This is a genomic window from Paracoccus sp. (in: a-proteobacteria) (assembly GCF_047973135.1).
Classification (GTDB): Bacteria; Pseudomonadota; Alphaproteobacteria; order Rhodobacterales; family Rhodobacteraceae; genus Paracoccus.
The window spans coordinates 17665-35120 of sequence record NZ_JBKEBL010000183.1; the positions used below are offsets into that span (position 1 = coordinate 17665).

17 protein-coding genes and 1 pseudogene are annotated in these 17456 nt (G+C 64.8%); 9 read left to right on the forward strand and 9 right to left on the reverse strand.

What is annotated here, in order from left to right; translation table 11 throughout:
- Window positions 1–37 precede the first annotated feature (37 nt).
- The 4 genes from ACK5L9_RS14020 to uxaC are packed head-to-tail and all read right to left on the reverse strand — an operon-like array spanning window position 38 to window position 4395.
- Window positions 38–1318 carry a TRAP transporter large permease gene (locus tag ACK5L9_RS14020; RefSeq protein ID WP_416912088.1) on the reverse strand — a complete coding sequence of 427 codons (1281 nt, stop codon included), beginning with the start codon at window positions 1316–1318 and terminating at the stop codon, window positions 38–40.
- Window positions 1319–1322: 4 nt separating this feature from the next.
- Window positions 1323–1925, reverse strand: a complete 603-nt coding sequence (locus tag ACK5L9_RS14025; RefSeq protein WP_416912089.1) for a TRAP transporter small permease — start codon at window positions 1923–1925, stop codon at window positions 1323–1325.
- Between the two features lie 52 nt (window positions 1926–1977).
- Entirely contained in the window at window positions 1978–2964 is a 987-nt protein-coding gene (locus tag ACK5L9_RS14030; RefSeq protein ID WP_416912090.1) for a TRAP transporter substrate-binding protein, read from the reverse strand.
- Window positions 2965–2988: 24 nt separating this feature from the next.
- On the reverse strand, window positions 2989–4395 hold the full coding sequence (uxaC, locus tag ACK5L9_RS14035; protein WP_416912091.1) for a glucuronate isomerase: 1407 nt from the start codon (window positions 4393–4395) through the stop codon (window positions 2989–2991).
- A gap of 84 nt (window positions 4396–4479) precedes the next feature.
- Here uxaC and ACK5L9_RS14040 point away from each other — a divergent pair, with 84 nt between their 5' ends.
- A complete protein-coding gene (locus tag ACK5L9_RS14040) occupies window positions 4480–5187 on the forward strand; it encodes a GntR family transcriptional regulator (RefSeq protein WP_416912092.1) in 708 nt (235 codons plus the stop codon).
- Between the two features lie 45 nt (window positions 5188–5232).
- On the opposite strand, the gene ACK5L9_RS14045 is transcribed toward ACK5L9_RS14040, so the two are convergent.
- A complete protein-coding gene (locus ACK5L9_RS14045) occupies window positions 5233–6612 on the reverse strand; it encodes an FAD-binding oxidoreductase (protein WP_416912093.1) in 1380 nt (459 codons plus the stop codon).
- A 144-nt stretch (window positions 6613–6756) separates the two neighbouring features.
- On the opposite strand from ACK5L9_RS14045, the gene ACK5L9_RS14050 reads away from it, so the two are divergent.
- The 3 genes from ACK5L9_RS14050 to ACK5L9_RS14060 are packed head-to-tail and all read left to right on the forward strand — an operon-like array spanning window position 6757 to window position 10221.
- The gene (locus tag ACK5L9_RS14050) at window positions 6757–7629 is read left to right on the forward strand and encodes a glycosyltransferase (RefSeq protein ID WP_416912094.1); all 873 of its coding nucleotides are present in this window, start codon (window positions 6757–6759) and stop codon (window positions 7627–7629) included.
- The gene (locus ACK5L9_RS14055) at window positions 7629–8465 is read left to right on the forward strand and encodes an NAD-dependent epimerase/dehydratase family protein (protein ID WP_416912095.1); all 837 of its coding nucleotides are present in this window, start codon (window positions 7629–7631) and stop codon (window positions 8463–8465) included. Before ACK5L9_RS14050 ends, ACK5L9_RS14055 begins: the two co-directional genes overlap by 1 nt.
- A 28-nt stretch (window positions 8466–8493) precedes the next feature.
- Complete coding sequence (locus ACK5L9_RS14060; RefSeq protein ID WP_416912096.1) at window positions 8494–10221, forward strand: chloride channel protein; 1728 nt, start codon at window positions 8494–8496, stop codon at window positions 10219–10221.
- A 73-nt stretch (window positions 10222–10294) separates the two neighbouring features.
- Here the strand turns inward: ACK5L9_RS14060 and fmt are convergent, their stop codons facing one another.
- Genes fmt through def (ACK5L9_RS14080) form a run of 4 tightly spaced genes read right to left on the reverse strand, consistent with a single transcriptional unit; the run spans window position 10295 to window position 12739 of the window.
- Window positions 10295–11191 (reverse strand): methionyl-tRNA formyltransferase, encoded by an 897-nt coding sequence (gene fmt, locus ACK5L9_RS14065; protein ID WP_416912097.1) that lies wholly within the window; start codon window positions 11189–11191, stop codon window positions 10295–10297.
- A gap of 18 nt (window positions 11192–11209) precedes the next feature.
- Complete coding sequence (def, locus tag ACK5L9_RS14070; protein ID WP_416912098.1) at window positions 11210–11713, reverse strand: peptide deformylase; 504 nt, start codon at window positions 11711–11713, stop codon at window positions 11210–11212.
- The gene (locus ACK5L9_RS14075) at window positions 11710–12225 is read right to left on the reverse strand and encodes a peptide deformylase (protein ID WP_416912099.1); all 516 of its coding nucleotides are present in this window, start codon (window positions 12223–12225) and stop codon (window positions 11710–11712) included. Before ACK5L9_RS14075 ends, def (ACK5L9_RS14070) begins: the two co-directional genes overlap by 4 nt.
- Window positions 12218–12739: a peptide deformylase gene (def, locus tag ACK5L9_RS14080; RefSeq protein WP_416912100.1), complete on the reverse strand. Its 522-nt coding sequence runs from the start codon at window positions 12737–12739 to the stop codon at window positions 12218–12220. Before def (ACK5L9_RS14080) ends, ACK5L9_RS14075 begins: the two co-directional genes overlap by 8 nt.
- 85 nt (window positions 12740–12824) lie before the next feature.
- Here def (ACK5L9_RS14080) and ACK5L9_RS14085 point away from each other — a divergent pair, with 85 nt between their 5' ends.
- The 5 genes and pseudogenes from ACK5L9_RS14085 to ACK5L9_RS14105 all read left to right on the forward strand — a co-directional run.
- Window positions 12825–14009 (forward strand): MalY/PatB family protein, encoded by a 1185-nt coding sequence (locus ACK5L9_RS14085; protein ID WP_416912101.1) that lies wholly within the window; start codon window positions 12825–12827, stop codon window positions 14007–14009.
- Window positions 14006–14539: a L,D-transpeptidase family protein gene (locus ACK5L9_RS14090; RefSeq protein WP_416912102.1), complete on the forward strand. Its 534-nt coding sequence runs from the start codon at window positions 14006–14008 to the stop codon at window positions 14537–14539. Before ACK5L9_RS14085 ends, ACK5L9_RS14090 begins: the two co-directional genes overlap by 4 nt.
- An 85-nt stretch (window positions 14540–14624) precedes the next feature.
- On the forward strand, window positions 14625–15584 hold the full coding sequence (locus ACK5L9_RS14095; protein WP_416912103.1) for an acetyl-CoA carboxylase carboxyltransferase subunit alpha: 960 nt from the start codon (window positions 14625–14627) through the stop codon (window positions 15582–15584).
- A gap of 866 nt (window positions 15585–16450) precedes the next feature.
- Window positions 16451–16723, forward strand: coding sequence for an IS630 transposase-related protein (locus tag ACK5L9_RS14100; RefSeq protein ID WP_416912104.1), 273 nt, complete (start codon window positions 16451–16453; stop codon window positions 16721–16723).
- Window positions 16724–17002: 279 nt separating this feature from the next.
- Window positions 17003–17155, forward strand: a pseudogene (locus ACK5L9_RS14105) (IS5/IS1182 family transposase); the annotation flags it as partial.
- Between the last annotated feature and the right edge of the window lie 301 nt (window positions 17156–17456).

Here is a 17456-nt window from a genome sequence, read left to right on the forward strand (position 1 = left end):
CCCGATGCCGCGACGGGGATGCAGACCCCCGAGGAAATCACCGGAACACGGCAGGCAGCCACAGCGACAGCGCCGGGATATATGTCACCAGCATCAGCGTCGCGAAGGCCGCGCCATAGAAGGGCCAGATCGAGCGCATCGCCTGCCAGATGCTGATCCTTCCGACCGCGCAACCCACGAACAGCACGGCACCCACCGGTGGCGTACACAGGCCGATCCCCAGATTGAGGATGAGGATCACGCCGAAATGCACGGGATCCACGCCAAAGGCCTGCGCCACGGGCAGGAAGATCGGTGTGGTGATGACGATCAGCGGTGACATGTCCATGAATGTACCCAGAACCAGCAGCATGACGTTCATAAGCAGCAGGATGACGATAGGGTTATCCGAGACATTCTGAAGTAACTGAACAAGCTGCGCGGGAACCTTGAGAAAGGCCAGCAGCCATCCGAAACATGCCGCGCAGCCAATCACCAGCAGCACCATCGAGGTCGTGCGCACCGCCGCCTTGGTCGCCTCGACGAATTCGGACCAAGGCAGGCTGCGATAGACCAGCGCCGTCACCGCCAGCGCATAGACCACCGCGATATTCGAGCTTTCCGAGGCCGTGAACACGCCCGAGCGCACGCCTCCGAAGATGATCGCGATCAGGATCAGGCCAGGCACTGCCGAAACGAAAAGCTGGCCCATGGCGGCGAAGCCGGGGAAGGGCTCGGTCGGGTAGCCTTTTTTGCGGGCCACGTACCATGCGGCCGTCATCAGTGCCAGCGCCAGCAGCAGCCCCGGAATGATACCCGCCGTGAACAGGTCGGCAATGGACAACCGCCCGCCCGCCGCAATCGAATAGATGATCATGTTATGCGAGGGCGGAATCATCAGCGCGATGATCGAACTGGTCACGGTGATATTGACCGCATAATCAACATCATATCCGCGTTTCTTCATCTGCGGCACCATCAGCCCGCCCACCGCGCTGGCATCCGCCGCAGCCGAGCCGGACACGCCGCCGAACATCAGCGAGGCCATGATATTGACCTGCCCCAGCCCACCCCGCAAATGCCCGACCAGCGCGCCCGCCAGAGCCACCAGCCGCCGGGCTATGTCGCCGCGCACCATCAGATCGCCTGAATAGATGAAGAACGGGATGGCCATCAGCGCAAAGACCGAGATGCCGGAATTCAGACGCTGGAACACCACCACGGGCGGCAGGCCCAGATACAGCACGGTAAAGAAGCTGGAGGCACCAAGGCAGAACGCCACCGGTGTACCGATCAGCAGAAGGACCGCGAAACTTCCGAAGAGAACCCAGTATTCCATAGCCCTAGCCTCTGTCCTGCTGCTGGTCGCGGTCGGGCAGTGCCTCGCCGCCGATACTATGGGAATGCGGGCCGTCCACCGCCCCGCCCGCCTCGTCATCGGTATCGCCAAAGCGCGCGGTTTTCAGGCCCGCTGCACGGCGCAGGATCCGTTCGGTCGAAAACAGCATCAGCAGCACGCCGCCCGCGATCACCGGCGCGAAATCCCAGATGCGCGAGATCCCCAGCCCCGGAATAAGACCGCTGGCGGCCTTGGCGGCCAGTTGCCAGCCGTACCAGCTCATCCCGAAGCCAAAGGCGGTGACGACCAGATCCGACAGGCTGTGAAACCACGGACGCCAGCTTTCGGGCATCAGCATCAGCCCCACGTCGAAGGACAGGTGATACCCCTCCTTGATGCCGACCGCCGCGCCCAGAAAGATGAACCAGCCCATCAGCATCACGCTGGCAGGTTCGGCCCAGAACAGGCTGTGGCCGATCACATATCGGTAAAAGACCTGCGCAAAGACAAAGGCGGTCATCAGGACCAGCCCGATTCCCGCGATCCACATGCCGGCGCGTGCAAGCGCGCCCGTCGCATCGGCCAGTTTCAGCATTCCGTCGCGCATCGCCCCGCCCCGACATGAAACGGCTGCCCGCGTGTGGCGGGCAGCCACTAGGTTACTGGGTGTCCTGGATCCGCTTGACCAGATCCTTCGCCTCGGCTGTGGTCGCGTATTTTTCATAGACCGGTGCCATGGCCTCGATGAAGGGGGTCTTGTCGATCTCTTTCACGATCTGCGAACCGGCAGCGACGACCTTGTCCTCGGACGCCTTGTCCTGATCGTTCCACAGCTTGCGCTGCACCTGGGCCGAGTTGCGCGCCGCCTCGCGCATGATGGCCTGATCCTCGGGCGACAGCTTGTCCCATGTGACCCTGGACATGGCCACGACCTCGGGCACCATCAGGTGCTGATCCATCGTATAGAATTTGGCAACCTCGGCATGGCCCGACGTGTCATAGCTGGGAAAATTGTTCTCGGCCCCGTCGATCACGCCGGTCTGGATGGCCGAATACACCTCGCCATAGGGCATCGGCGTGGCGTTGGCCCCAAGCGCGGCCATCATGTCCACAAAGACATCGTTCTGCATGACGCGGAACTTCATGTCCTTGAGATCGGCAATCGAATTGATCGCGTGCTGCGAGTTGTAAAAGCTGCGCGAGCCACCGTCGTAATAGGCCAGCGCGACCAGATCATGCGCCTCGAAGGCGGTTCCCAGCTCGTCCCCGATGGGGCCGTCCAGCACGTCATACATGTGCTGTTGCGAGCGGAACAGATAAGGTAGCGAGAAAAGCTGCGTTTCGGGCACGATGTCGCTGAACGTGCCGAAAGACGCGCGCACCATGTCGATCACGCCGAACTGGGTCTGTTCGATCGTGTCCTTTTCCTCGCCCAGCTGGGACGCCGGAAAGACCTCGATGCAGATGCGGCCACCGGTCTTTTCCTTGACCTCGGCCGCCATCGCCTTGACGCCTTCGACCGTCGGAAAGCCGTCGGGATGCGTGTCCGAGGACCGCAGCGTCATTTCGCAATCGGCCGCAGCCACAGCCGATACCAGCGCAGCCGAGGCCAGCAGCCCGGCCAATGTGGTCGTCAGGAATTTCATCTTCTCTCCTCCCTCAGTAAGAAATCAAAGCCGGTAGGCGCGTTTTGCCAGCCCACAGGTCAGGTCGCGCGCCACCTCTGCCGCCTCATCCTCATCCAGGCGTCCGGTGGCCACAAGCGTTGCCAGATACGCGCAATCCACCCGCCGCGCGACATCATGCCGGGCCGGGATCGAACAGAAGGCCCGCGTATCGTCGTTAAAGCCGACCGTATTGCAGAAACCGGCGGTTTCGGTGGTCATCTCGCGGAAGCGGCGCATGCCCTCGGCACTGTCATGGAACCACCAGGCCGGACCAAGCCGCAGACAGGGATAGGCCCCTGCCAGCGGCGCCAGTTCCCGCGTGTAAGAGGTTTCGTCCAGCGTGAACAGGATCACCGTCAGATCGGACCGCATCCCCACAGCGTTCAGCAGCGGGCGCAGCGCAGCGACGTAATCGGTGCGGCCCGGAATGTCGAAACCCTTGTCGCGGCCATGCGCGGCCATCACCTGACCGGAATGGTTGCGCCGCGATCCGGGATGGATTTGCAGGACCAGCCCGTCCTCTAGGCTCATCCGCGCCATTTCGGTCAGCATATGGCCGCGAAAGGCATCGGCCTCATCGGCGGTGCATGTGCCCTTCAGTGCCTTCTGGAGCAGCCGGGCGGCATCGGCCTGCGGCAGATCCTCGGTCCGGGCGCTGGCATGGCCATGATCGGACGAGGTCGCGCCAAATTCCCTGAAATACGCCCGCCGCGCGCGGTGCGCATCCAGATAGCCCGACCATGTCGCGGTATCGAACCCGGTCTGCTGGCCCATCAGCGCAACATTGTCGGCAAACCCCGAAAATTCCGGATCGACCACTGAATCCGGGCGATAGGCGGTGATGACCCGCCCGTCCCAGCCGGAATCGCGGATCATCCGGTGCCAGCGCAGATCGTCGGTCGCGGCCTCGGTCGTGGCGATCACCTCGATATTGAACCGCTTGAACAGCGCGCGGGGGCGAAATTCGGGGCGCGTCAGGCAATCGGCGATATGGTCATAATACCAGTCCGCCGATTCCGCCGACAGGCGGCGGTCGATGCCGAACACATGCTGAAAGGAATGATCCAGCCACATCCGCGAGGGCGTGGCCCGGAACAGATGATAATGACTGGCGAACAGCCGCCAGATCCTGCGCCCGTCCGTTTCGGTCGCCCCGCCATCGGTGCGCGGCACGCCCAGATCGCTCAGCGCCACCCCCTGCGAGGCCAGCATGCGGAACACATAGTGATCCGGTGTGACGAAAAGTTGGGCGGGGTCGGGAAAGGCCGCATCCTCGGCATACCAGCGCGGATCGGTATGGCCATGCGGGCTGATGATCGGCAGATCGCGGATTTCGGCGTAAAGCGCGCGGGCCAGATCGCGGGCCCGCCCCTCGACCGGAAACAGCCGGTCCTCATCCAGCAGCGCCATCCTACCCCCCGCGACTCGCCTTGCGATATTACCGAACGGCTAATATGCTAGTTTGGTAACTGGGTCAATCTTGGGGCCGTCCCGATGCATGAACCGGATATGCCGGACAGCCCGGTGCTGCCCGATCTGGGCGAGATGCGCCCGCGTACCATGACCGAACAGGTCTTTGACGCGCTGTATGAACGGATCGTCGATCTGACCCTGTCCCCCGGCACACGCATGTCCGAGGCCGAGGTCGCGGCGCAGATGGGCGTCTCGCGCCAGCCGGTACGCGACGCGTTCTTCCGCCTGTCGCAACTGGGCCTGCTGCAATTGCGCCCGCAGCGCGCGACTATCGTCACCCTGATTTCCGAACGCGCCATCCGCGAGGCAAGCTTTATCCGCCAATCGCTGGAACTGTCCTGCATTCGCAAAGCCGCGACCCGCCTGACCGGGGCGCAGCATGACGCGCTGGAAACCCTGCTGGACCAGCAGCAAGAGGCGGAACAGGCGGGCCGGCGCGGCGCGTTTCATGCGCTGGATGAACAGTTCCACCACGACATCGCCACCTATGCGGATCTGGGCTTTGTCTGGACGCTGGTGAAGGAACAAAAGGGCCATATGGACCGCGCGCGCTTTCAGTCGCTGTCCTTCAGTCCGGGCCGTGTCCTGAGCGAACACCGCGACATCCTGCGCGCCCTGCGCCGCCGCGATCCCGAAGCTGCGGTCAGGGCAATGTCCGTCCATCTGGGCCGCATGAACGAGACGCTGACCCGCCTGCGCGCCGAACAGCCCGACATGATGGGGGAATAGCCGTGCCACGCCCGTTCGGGCGCGCCCGGCGGCAAGGGCTGCCTGTCAGTTGCGGTCCGGCACCAGCTTGCCGGGGTTCAGCAGATTGTCCGGGTCAAGCGCCGCCTTGATCGCGCCCATCACCTGCCAGCCCTCGCCATGTTCGGCGGCCATCAGGTCGCGCTTGCCAAACCCGATCCCGTGTTCCCCGCTGATCGTCCCGCCGACATTCAGCGCGCGTTCGGCCATGCGGGTGGCGACACCCTTGGCCAGCGCCAGTTCCCCCTCGTCCCCTGGCATGATCAGCAGGATCGAGTGGAAATTGCCGTCGCCCACATGGCCCAGAATCGGCCCGGTCAGCCCACTGTCGCGAATATCCGCAGCGGCGGCGGCGACCGCTTCGGCCAGATGCGACATCGGCACGCAGACATCGGTGACGATGCCGCTGGCACCCGGCCGCAATGCCAGACAGGCGTGATGGGCACCGTGACGCATCCGCCACAGCCGCGCGCGTTCTTCGGGCGTCGTGGTCCAGTCGAACCCTTCGGCCCCGAAATCCCGCGCCAGTTCGCCAAAGCGTTCGGCATCCTCGCGCACCGACCCGGGCGAGCCGTGGAATTCCACCATCAGATGCGGCTTTTCGGGAAAGCTGCTGCCCGATTGCCGGTTGAAGGCGCGCGCGGCCAGCGCATCGACAAATTCGATCCGGGCCATGGGAATGCCCGACTGGATGGTGGCGGTCACGCAATCGACCGCGTGTTCCAGGCTGTCAAAGGCGCAAACGGCCGAGGCGACCTCTTCGGGCTGGCCATGCAGGCGCAGGGTCAGTTCGGTGATGATCCCCAGCGTGCCCTCGGCCCCGACGAACAGGCCGGTCAGATCATAGCCCGCGCTGGATTTCGCCGCCCGCGTGCCGGTGCGGATGATCCGGCCATCGGCCAGCACCACCTGAAGCGCCAGCACATTGTCGCGCATCGTGCCATAGCGCACCGCCGTCGTCCCGCTGGCCCGTGTCGAGGCCATGCCGCCAAGACTGGCATTCGCGCCCGGATCGACCGGAAAGAACAGCCCCGTCGCGCGCAGTTCGGTGTTCAGCGCCTCACGGGTGACACCGGGCTGGACGCTGACCTGCATGTCGCCCGCGCGAATTTCAAGCACCTTGTCCATCCGCGTCATGTCGATGGTCACGCCGCCGCGACAGGCCAGCGCATGCCCTTCCAGCGAGGTTCCCGCCGCCCAGGGAATGACCGGCACCCCCTCGACCGCGCAGGCCCGCACGATCTGCGACACCTCGTCGGCGGTTTCCGGCCAGACGACGGCATCGGGCGGCGGGGCGCTGTGAAAGGTCTCGGACGCGGCGTGGTGTTCACGTTCGGCCATGGCCTGCGAAAAACGCGGACCCAGCAATGTCTGCAATTTCAGGGTCAGATCGGGGCTGATCGGCATCGGCGGTCCTCTGTTCGCGAATATCTGCGCATGACGGGGCGGGAAACTTGGCAAGCCCCGCTGCGTTCTGTCATGAAATTCATACGGGATTGCCACATTGTCGCGCCAGTTTGAAGTTCACCATTGCGCAGAACGGAGTCCGACATGACCACGAACCAGATTTTCCCCCTGCGCCGCAGCGCCCTGCCGCAGGGATTGCTGGCCGAAACGCCGCGCCGCGCCGATCACGCCTATGTCACGCTTGTGACCAACCCCGACTATCTGCCGGGGGCCGAGGCGCTGTTGCGGTCGCTGCGGCTGACCGGCACGCAGGCCGATCTGGTGGTGATGCATCGCGGACTGTCACCGGCGCATCTGGCACGGTTGCGCCATCACGGGGCGCGACTGATCGCCGCAGACCTGCTGCCGACCTCTGGCGCGTTCGACCGCGCCCATGCCCGCGACGCCCTGCATGCCCGCGCGGCCTTTACACGGGGCGGCAAGCCCGATTTCCACACGCCGCTGGACAATTTCGTCAAGCTGCGGCTGTGGCAACTGGATTATGACCGCTGCGTCTTTATCGACGCCGACGCCATCGTGCTGCGCCGCGTTGAAAAGCTGTTCGAACTGCCGGAATTTTGCGCCGCGCCGAATGTCTATGACGGGCTGGACGGGTTTCACCGGATGAATTCGGGCGTGTTCACCGCCCGCCCCGATCCGCGCAGCTTCAAGGCGATGCTGGCGGCGCTGGACCGGCCCGGCCGGTTCTGGCGGCGCACCGACCAGAGTTTTCTTCAGCATTATTTCCCCGACTGGCACGGCCTGTCGATCCATCACAACATGCTGCAATATGTCTGGTTCAAGATGCCCGGACTATGGAGCTGGCAGGACATCCGCATCCTGCATTTTCAATATGAAAAGCCATGGCAGGACCATGACAAGGCGCATCTGCTGGGACCGCTGATCAAGCTGTGGCGCAGCATCGCGGCGGGGGGGCCGGTTCCCGATCTGGCCATGCAGGACCGGCCCGCCGCCTGATGCGCATCGCGATGACCGGCGCGTCGGGCTTTGCGGGCGGATTTATCGCCGCCGCCGCGCTGAGGGCGGGTCATCGCCTGACGCTGCTGGATCACCGCGCGGGGTTCAGGCTTGGCGATGCGCCGGACCTTTCTGACCATGATGCGCTGATCCATTGCGCCTTCGCGCATCTGCCCGGACGCTTTCGCGGTGGCGAGGGCGACGATCCGGCGGGGTTTCGCCGCGCGAATCTTGACGGCTCGGTCAGGCTGTTCGATGCGGCAGCGCAGGCGGGGGTGGGGCGGATCCTGTTCCTGTCCTCGCGTGCGGTCCATGACGGCCACCCGCCCGGCACCCGCCTTGCCGATGACCTGCCCGCCTGCCCCGCCAATCTGTATGGCGAGGTCAAGGCCGGGGCCGAGGATCATCTGCGCCGCCTGTCTGCACAGCAGGGCCTGCGGACGACCGCGATCCGCGCGACGGGAATTTACGGTCCGGGTCCGGGGCATAAATGGCGCGGGCTGTTCGGTGACTATCTTGCCGGCCGCCACATCCCCCCCCGCGTCGCGACCGAGCTGCACGCAGCGGATCTGGCCCGTGCCGCAATGCTGCTGCTGGATCATCCCGCGCCGCCCCTGACGGTCAATGCCAGCGACCTGATCCTGGACCGTCACGACCTGCTGGCCGGGATCGCCCGGCTGACCCGCTGTCCGCACCCCCTGCCCCCGCGCGCCGACGCCTCGACGCTGCGCGTGCCGGATTGCGCGGCGCTGGCCGCGTCGGGCTGGCAGCCGGGCGGCCTGAAGCGATTGCACGAAAGCCTTCCGGCAATGCTGGACCCGGCCACGCTTTTGTGATTCGCTGGCCCGAAAGGGCGAGGCGGGGATGCGCGGCAAGTTTACCGGAAAGTCGGTCTGGAATTCGTGGCGCCTGCCGGTGCTGGCATGGCCCGCCCTTGGCTGGCGCTTCCTGCGCCGCCGCGCCCGTCACGCGGCCCATATCATGCGCGTACGCGGCCCCAGTCAGATGCAGTTCTGGCTGCTGGCCCTGCTGATCGGGATCGGCGCAGGCTTTGCCGCACTAGGGTTCCGGCTGGGTATCGGCGAATTGCAGCGGCTGATCTATGGCGCGGACGATCTGACGCTGGCCTCGGCGGCGCGGGGCCTGCCCTGGTACTGGGTGCTGATCGTTCCGGTGATCGGAGGGGCGGTGGTGGGGCTGATCCTCGACCGCTTTACCCCTGACGGGCGGGTGCGCGCGGTGTCCGACGTGATCGAGGGTGCCGCACTGGAGGGCGGACGGGTCGAGATTCGCGCCGGGCTTGCCTCGGCCGCCGCCTCGCTGATCACACTGGGAACCGGGGGCAGTTCCGGGCGCGAGGGGCCGGTGGTGCATCTGGCGGGTGTCGTCTCGACCGCAGTGGCGAACCGCATCAAGGCCAGCCCGATGACCGGCCGCGATCTTCTGGGCTGCGCAGTGGCCGGGGCCGTCGCCGCCAGCTTTAACGCGCCCATTGCCGGGGCGTTGTTCGCGCACGAGGTGATCCTGCGCCATTTCGCCCTGCACGCCTTTGCCCCTATCGCCATTGCGGCGGTGGCGGGAACGGTGATCAACCGGCTGGAATTTGGCGGCATCACCGAATTTACCCTGCCCGACCAGATGGATCTGGCCTTTTACGTCGAATTGCCGGCCTTCATGCTGCTGGGGCTGGTCTCGGCCCTTGTGGCAACGGCGATGATGGCCGGCGTGTTCCGGGCCGAACGGATCGGCAATCGCGTCATGGGCTGGCTGGGCTGGCCCCGCTGGAGCAGGCCCGCCCTGGCCGGGCTGCTGCTGGGTGCCATCGCCATACCCTTTCCCCATATCATCGGCGTCGGATACGAAACCACCCATGCTGCGCTGACCGGGCAGATCGGGCTGTGGCAAACGATCCTCTTTGCCGCAGTCAAGGCGCTGGCCGTCGCGATCACGCTTGGCGGACGGATGGGGGGCGGAATCTTTTCGCCCGCGCTGGTGATGGGGTCGCTGACCGGGCTGGCCTTCGGCTTTGTCGCGACGGCGCTGGCCCCCCAGATGTCGGGGGCGGTGAATGTCTATGCCTTCGCGGGCATGGGTGCCGTCGCCGCCGCCGTTCTGGGCGCGCCGATTTCCACCGCGCTGATCATCTTTGAACTGACCGGAGACTGGCATACGGGCATCGCGGTGATGACTGCCGTTTCACTGAGTTCGGCCCTGGCATCCCGGCTGGTGCACCGGTCGTTCTTTCTGACCCAGCTTGAAAACCGCGACATCCATATTGCCGAGGGACCGCAGGTCTGGCTGCCGCAAAAGATGCGCATCAATTCGCTTCGCCGCCCGATGGACGCCCCGAACGCCCCCGCCCCGGATCTGGCGCGCAATGTTCTGGCGGCGGGGCAGTTTCTGATCGATGGCATTCCACTGGAGACCGCGCTGCGCGAGTTCGACCGCAGCGGAGCAGCGTTTCTGCCGGTGATCCGCCCGGAGGACTCTGGCGCGGACGATCCCGAAATTCTGGGAGTCGTCTATCACATCGATGCGCTGCGGGCGCTGAACCGGGCCCTGGTCGAAACTGCGGCGGAAGAACATGGTTAGGGGGCTTTCGCGCCTGCCGGGCGGGGCAAGCCCCGCCGCAGCAGGCGCGAAGGGCGGGTTCCCCGCCCGGCCCTCAATCCAGACGTTCGGGCAAGGTCCAGCCGCGCAGCAGGTCATCGGCATCCATCGGTTTCCGGCCCTGACGCTGCGCTTGCAGGATCCGGACCGCCGCCCCGTCGCCGCAGACAATGCGGAAACCGGACAGCACTTGCCCCGGCTGGCCCGTCCCGTCAGCCACGCGGCTGCGCAGCAGTTTCACCCGCTCGGCCGCGATGTCGCACCATGCGCCGGGAAAGGGGGACAGCCCGCGTATCTGCCGATCAATCGTCGCGGCGGGCCGGGTCCAGTCGATCCGCGCCTCGGCCTTGTCGATCTTGGCGGCATAGGTCACGCCCTGCGCCGCCTGCGGTCGGGCGGGCATGGGCAGGCCGTCCAGAACCCGGACGATCAGTTCTGCCCCCATCGCAGCCAACCGGTCATGCAGATCGGCGGTGGTCTCCGTGTCGCCGATGGGCGTGCGCGCCTCGGCAAGGACCGGGCCAGTATCCAGCCCGGCCTCCATCTGCATGATCGCGACGCCGGTTTCGGCATCGCCCGCCATGATTGCCCGGTGGATCGGGGCCGCCCCGCGCCAGCGCGGCAGCAGCGAGGCGTGGATATTCAGGCAGCCCAGGCCCGGGGCATCCAGCAGCGGCTGTGGCAGGATCAGCCCATAGGCGACCACCACCGCGACATCCGCCTGAAGCGCCGCGAATTCCTGCTGCGCCCCAGCATCGCGCAGCGTCAACGGCGTGTGCACCGCGATCCCCAGGGCTTCGGCGGCGGCCTGCACCGGCGAGGGGCGGGGCCTATAGCCGCGCCCGGCGGCGCGCGGCGGCTGCGAATAGACCGCCACGACATCATGCGAGGCGGCCACGGCCCGCAGCGCCGGAACCGAGAAATCGGGCGTTCCCATAAAGATCACACGCATGACACCCCCTGATCCCGGCTAGCCCTTGCGGGCCAGCTTGGCGGATTTCTGGACCAGCATCTTGCGGCGCAGCGGCGACAGGTGGTCCACGTAAAGCCGCCCGTTCAGATGGTCGATCTGATGCTGCACGCTGGTCGCCCATAACCCGACGAAATCGCGATCCTCGGTTTCGCCCTGATCGTTCAGGAATCGCACCGTCACAGCGCGCGGGCGTGTCACCGGGGCAAAGACTCCGGGCAGGTTCGGGCTGGCCTCGTCATGGCTGCGCATCTGCACACTGGCATGCAGCACCTGCGGATTGGCCATGCGTACCACCTGCCCGCGCTTTTCGGATGCGTCCACCACGGCCAGCCGCAGCATGATGCCGATCTGGGGCGCGGCCAGACCGACGCCGGGCATCGCCTCCATCGTGTCGATCATGTCGTCCCAGACCATGCGCACGGTTTCGGTCACGGCTGCGACCGGCTCGGCCGGCATGTGCAGGCGACGGTCGGCATAGGGCAGGAAGGCGCGGACGGTCACAGGAAATCCACGATCAGGCGGCCGTCCAGATGGTCGGCCTCGTGCAGGGCGATCCGCGCGGCGATACCCGTGAAATCGGCGCAGTGATAGGTGCCGGACAGATCGTACCAGCCGATTTCGGCGCTGACGGGGCGCATTACCCCGACCGGCTGGCCGGGGATGGACAGGCACATCTCTTGCCCCGTTTCGTGCCGGTCCGAGGTCCACAGGATTTCGGGATCCAGCATGACCAGAGGCCGCGCCGCGCCCTCTTTCCAGCCCGCATCCATCACGAAAATCCGCCGCAGGATACCAATCTGCGGCGCGGCAAGGCCACGCCCGCCAGCGTCATACATCGTCGCCAGAAGATCGGCGGCAAGGCAGGCCAGTTCCGTGCCGTTCAGATAACCCGCAGGCTGGGATATGCCCCGCAGCACCGGATCGGGGTGGATCAGGATCGCCCGGACCTGCCCGCCCCCAGGAGCGGCAAGGTTGCCGGGCAGAAGCGGAGGCTGCGTTCCGGTGTCAGCCACGTGCGCGCTCTCGTTTCAGCTTGACCATCTTGCGGGTGATCATCTGCCGCTTGATCGCGGACAGGTGGTCGATGAACAGAACCCCGTTCAGGTGATCCAGCTCGTGTTGCGAACAGGTGGCCCACAGGCCGTCGAAATCCTGTTCGTGGGTCTTGCCGTCCAGCCCCAGCCAGCGCATGCGAACCTGAGCGGGGCGCGTCACCTCGGCATATTGGTCGGGCAGCGACAGGCAGCCTTCGTCAAATGTATGCTGTTCTTCCGATGTCCAGGTGATCTCGGGGTTGATCAGGACGGTGGGCCGTGGCTCGGCCTCGGGGTCGCGGGTCGCGTCCATGACGAACAGGCGTTTCAACACGCCGACCTGCGGCGCGGCCAGTCCTACACCGGGCGCGTCATACATGGTGGCAAGCATGTCAGCGGCCAGCGCCTCGATCTCGGGCGTGACGCGGGCGACGGGTTCCGCCATTTTCTTCAGGCGGGGATCGGGATGAATCAGGATCGGAAGCAGGTTCATGGGCAGGCATTTAGGCGATGCCTTCACCTGACGCAACAAGCAGCGTATGCATATCATGCAAAAGGAAAACCACAGGAGGCCCGCAATGACCCAGCCCGATTTCGACGAGGTGATCGATCGCGTCGGCACACATTGTGCAAAATGGGACGACATGCAGGCCGGCTATGGCGTCTCTGCCGCGGATGGCGGACTGGCGATGTGGGTCGCGGATATGGACTTTCGCCCCCCCGCCGCCGTGCAGCGCGCGGCAGAGGCAGCGGTGGCACATGGCATCTATGGCTATCCCGGCGCGCATGCCCCCTATCTTGAGGCGATCCGCTGGTGGATGGCCAATCGCCACGGCTGGCAGATCGAAACCGGCTGGATCCTGACCGCCGCCGGGCTGGTCAATGGCGTGGCGATGGCGCTGGACGCCTATACGCAGCCGGGCGACGGGGTGATCGTGATGTCGCCGGTCTATCACGCCTTTGGGCGGGTGATCCGCGCGGCGGGGCGCGAGCTGGTGGAACTGCCGCTGGCAGTGGCGGATGGCCAGTACCGGAAGGACTGGACCCGGTGGGAAACCATGCTGACGGGTCGCGAAAAGCTGCTGATCCTGTGTTCGCCCCATAATCCCGGCGGCCGCGTCTGGACCGGGGCCGAACTGCGCGAGGTCGCGGCATTCTGCACGCGGCACAACCTGATTCTGGTTTCCGACGACATTCACGCCGATCTGGTCATGCCGGGCCACCAGCACCGGATGATCGCGACCGAGGTGCCGGAAATTCGCGACCGGCTGGTGACGCTGACCGCCGCGACCAAGACCTTCAACATCGCGGGTGCCCATATCGGTAACGCGATCATCGCCGATGACGGCCTGCGCGCGCGGTTTCGCGACGCGCTGGCGGCACGCGGCGTCTCTCCTGCCTTCTTCGGCATGGACATGGTCGCCGCCGCCTATTCCCCCGAGGGCGCGGGATGGGTGGACGCGCTGGTCGCCTATCTGGACGGCAACCGCCGCCTGTTCGACGCGGGCGTGAACGCGATTCCCGGCCTGCGGTCAATGCCGTTGCAGGCGACCTATCTGTCTTGGGTCGATTGTTCCGGTACGGGCATGAGCACGGCGGAATTCACCGCACGGGTGGAAAAGCAGGCCCGTATCGCCGCCAATCACGGCACCACCTTCGGGCGCGGAGGCGAGGACTATCTGCGCTTCAACATCGCCACCCCCCGCGCCCGCGTGGCCGAGGCGGTGCGGCGCCTTCAGGACGCGTTTGCCGACCTGCAATGAGACGGTTTGCGGCGCTGTTTTCCCTGCTGACACTGGTCCTGCTGCTGGTCGCGGCGGGGCTGCTGATGATGCCCCGGCACGACGCGCCGCTGCCCGGAACGGCACTGACCGGCCCGGTGGATCGCATCCTGATCGAGAAATCGGTCCGCCGGATGACGGCCTTCCGCGAGGGGCAGGCCCTGAAAACCTGGCGCATCGCACTTGGTTTCTCGCCGCAGGGCGACAAGCGGATGCAGGGCGACGGCAAGACCCCCGAAGGGGTGTTTCACATCAACCGCCGCAATGCCTCCAGCGCCTATCACCTGTCGCTGGGGATCGACTATCCCCGCCCGAAGGACCGCGCCCGTGCCGCCGCGCAGGGCGTCGATCCGGGGGGCGACATCTTTATCCACGGCCAGCCGAACCAGTTGCCCGACGCGATCACCCTGCCCCATGACTGGACGGCGGGCTGCATCGCCGTCTCGAACGCCGAAATCCGCGAATTGTTCGCCGCCACCGCCACGGGCACCGAGGTCGAGATCCGCCCGTGACATTGCCGCGCAGGCAGCGCGTTGCAATCCGCAGCGCGGGCGATCATATAAGGCCGCAGGACGAACCTGCTGGGACTTGCCGCATATGGTCTATCTTGACTTCGAAAAACCGCTTGCCGATATCGAGGGCAAGGCCGAAGAACTGCGTACCATGGCCCGCAAGGCCGAAAACGCCGTCGATGTCGAGAAAGAGGCCGCCGCGCTGGACAAGAAGGCGGGCGATCTGCTGAAAGATCTGTACAAGGCCCTTGATCCGTGGCGCAAGACACAGGTCGCGCGCCACCCCGACCGGCCGCATTGCCGCGCCTATATCGACGCTTTGTTCAGCGAATACACCCCACTGGCGGGCGACCGGACCTTTGGCGACGATCACGCGGTGATGGGGGGGCTGGCACGGTTCAATGACGCGCCCTGCGTGGTCATCGGCCACGAAAAGGGCGACGACACCCGAACCCGCATCCACCACAATTTCGGCATGGCCCGCCCCGAAGGCTATCGCAAGGCGATCCGCCTGATGGACATGGCGCATCGTTTCGGCCTGCCGGTGATCACCATCGTCGATACGCCCGGCGCCTATCCCGGCAAGGGGGCCGAAGAGCGCGGCCAGTCCGAGGCGATCGCCCGCTGCACCCAGAAATGCCTGGAAATCGGCGTGCCGCTGGTCAGCGTCATTGTCGGCGAGGGCGGATCGGGCGGCGCGGTGGCCTTTGCAACGGCGAATCGCATCGCCATGCTGGAACATTCGATCTATTCCGTCATCTCGCCCGAGGGCTGCGCCTCGATCCTGTGGAAGGATTCCGAACGGATGCGGGACGCCGCCGCCGCCCTGCGCCTGACCGCGCAGGATCTGCAAAAACTGGCCGTGATCGACCGGATCATCGCCGAACCCGTGGGCGGCGCGCAGCGCGACCCTGCCGCTACGGTCAAGGCAGTGGGCAAGGAAATCGCCGCGATGCTGAAGGATCTGGCGGGCAAGAAGCCCGCCGATCTGATCACGGATCGCCGCCAGAAGTTCCTGTCGATGGGGTCGAAATCGCTGGTCTAAGCGAAATTTCCGCCAGACCAACATCAATTTGTGATAATTTTGCCACAAACAGGCGGCAATCCCGCCCGCTGATCCCGGCAGAGTTGCCCCGCACCGCAACCCTGCGGCAAAAAGAACTCCTTGTCACTGGCTGCTTCCAAGGAGGGCTGAACATGGATATTTTCATCAATACAGCAATCCTCCGGCCATGCCGGGCCGATTTTGCCGTCGCAAGACGACCATCGTCCCGAAAGGCCTGATTTCACCTTAAAATTCCTGGATAAGCCGCTGTTTTTAGCGGATCAGTCCTGAATTTTCAGTCGCCGGCGGGCATGGCTGTGGCCGTGTCGCGCATGGGCCAGCCATTTGAGAACCACATGCTTGCACAATTTCCCTCGCGCGGTCGCACGCCGCGCCGCGTCATCGAACGACTGATGTGCCGCCATGGCAGATGGGCGGTCCTTTGGGCCACCCTGCGGGCCTTGCCGATGCCCCGACGGGGCAGGCCACGGCCCTGTCCCCAGGCACTCAGTCCGCATCTACGCCGCGACATCGGCCTGCCACCCGAGCCGCCGCAAGCGCCGAAATATAGCCTGACGACTTTCTTCTGATTATGTTGTCAGGCCGTAACCATTTGATTTTACGCTGATGCTGCGCCAATTTGATGATCAAATTGGCTTCCGTGAGCTATATCGTAGCTGAAGCGCTGCCTCCGGAGGCGCGGGGAAAGCCGCAGGAGGTGTGGTTCCAGGATGAAGCCCAAGTCGGCCAGCAGGGCACGCTCCCCCGCAAATGGGCAAGGACCGGCAGCCGCCTGCGGGCGCCTCGCGATGCGCGGTACAAATGGAGCTATAGCCAAGCGATATTAAACTGATTATTTGTGTGTCATGACCTATTCACTTGATTTCCGCCGCCAGGTTTTATCCGTTCAGGAGAAGGAAGGGCTGACTTTTGCCCGGACTGCGGCGCGTTTTTCTGTCGGGGTTGCCAGTTTGACGCGATGGGCGAAGTCGCCTGAGCCCAAGGCCACGCGCGAGGGGCGCCCCCGAAAGGTCGATCTGGAAAAGCTGGCGCGGGACGTTCGGGACCACCCCGACACTCTGATGTCTTTTTTCAAGTATTTTCCCACGCGATCGGTGACGCCGGGGCGTTTATCGTGATCTGGACACCCAAAGGTGGGCACGAGGTCTGAAGACGTCGGTGAACAAGCTCTGATACGCGGGCTGGATACCGCATGACCGATTGTGCGTCTCGGGGCTGTTCCTGTCTTACAACGGGCATCGGCACGAAGCTGGCCACAAAGCGATTGTCGGATATTCCCTTGGCATCGACCTCGCGCCCGCCATTGGGCGCATGTGGACGCGCATTCAGTGCGCAGGCATGGTGCGGCGTGCGATATCCCACATGAATGCTGCCATTTCCCGCGCAATGGCGGTTGTCACCAGGCACACGCCTATAAATGGCGGCATCTGATCGAGAACTTCTTCGCAAAGATAAAGGAATTCAGAGCTATAGCCACGCGTTACGAAAAGACGGCCTGCAGTTACACCGCCAATTGGCATCTCGCCGCAACCGTCATCGCCGCAAAGTGAATGTCTGCGGACTCTAGCACATTTTGGGGTCAGTTCACAAACATGGAACAGCATCTATGCCCGCAAGCCATTGTTCGGACTCACATCCGCTCTCTCGCCGATTCACGAAACCTGGGAAAGCGACAACAGCGCCGAATATCGGCTTTTCATCTTCTGAACCCGCGCTGCGACGCATGCGGCGCGGGTTTTGAATCCGGTTGTGCCCGCCGCACGGAAATCGCTGTTTCGTCGCAGGCGGCAGATCGCGAACAAAAGTCCCGAAGGGCTACAAAAACCGAAATACTTGGGCTGCAATTGCCGG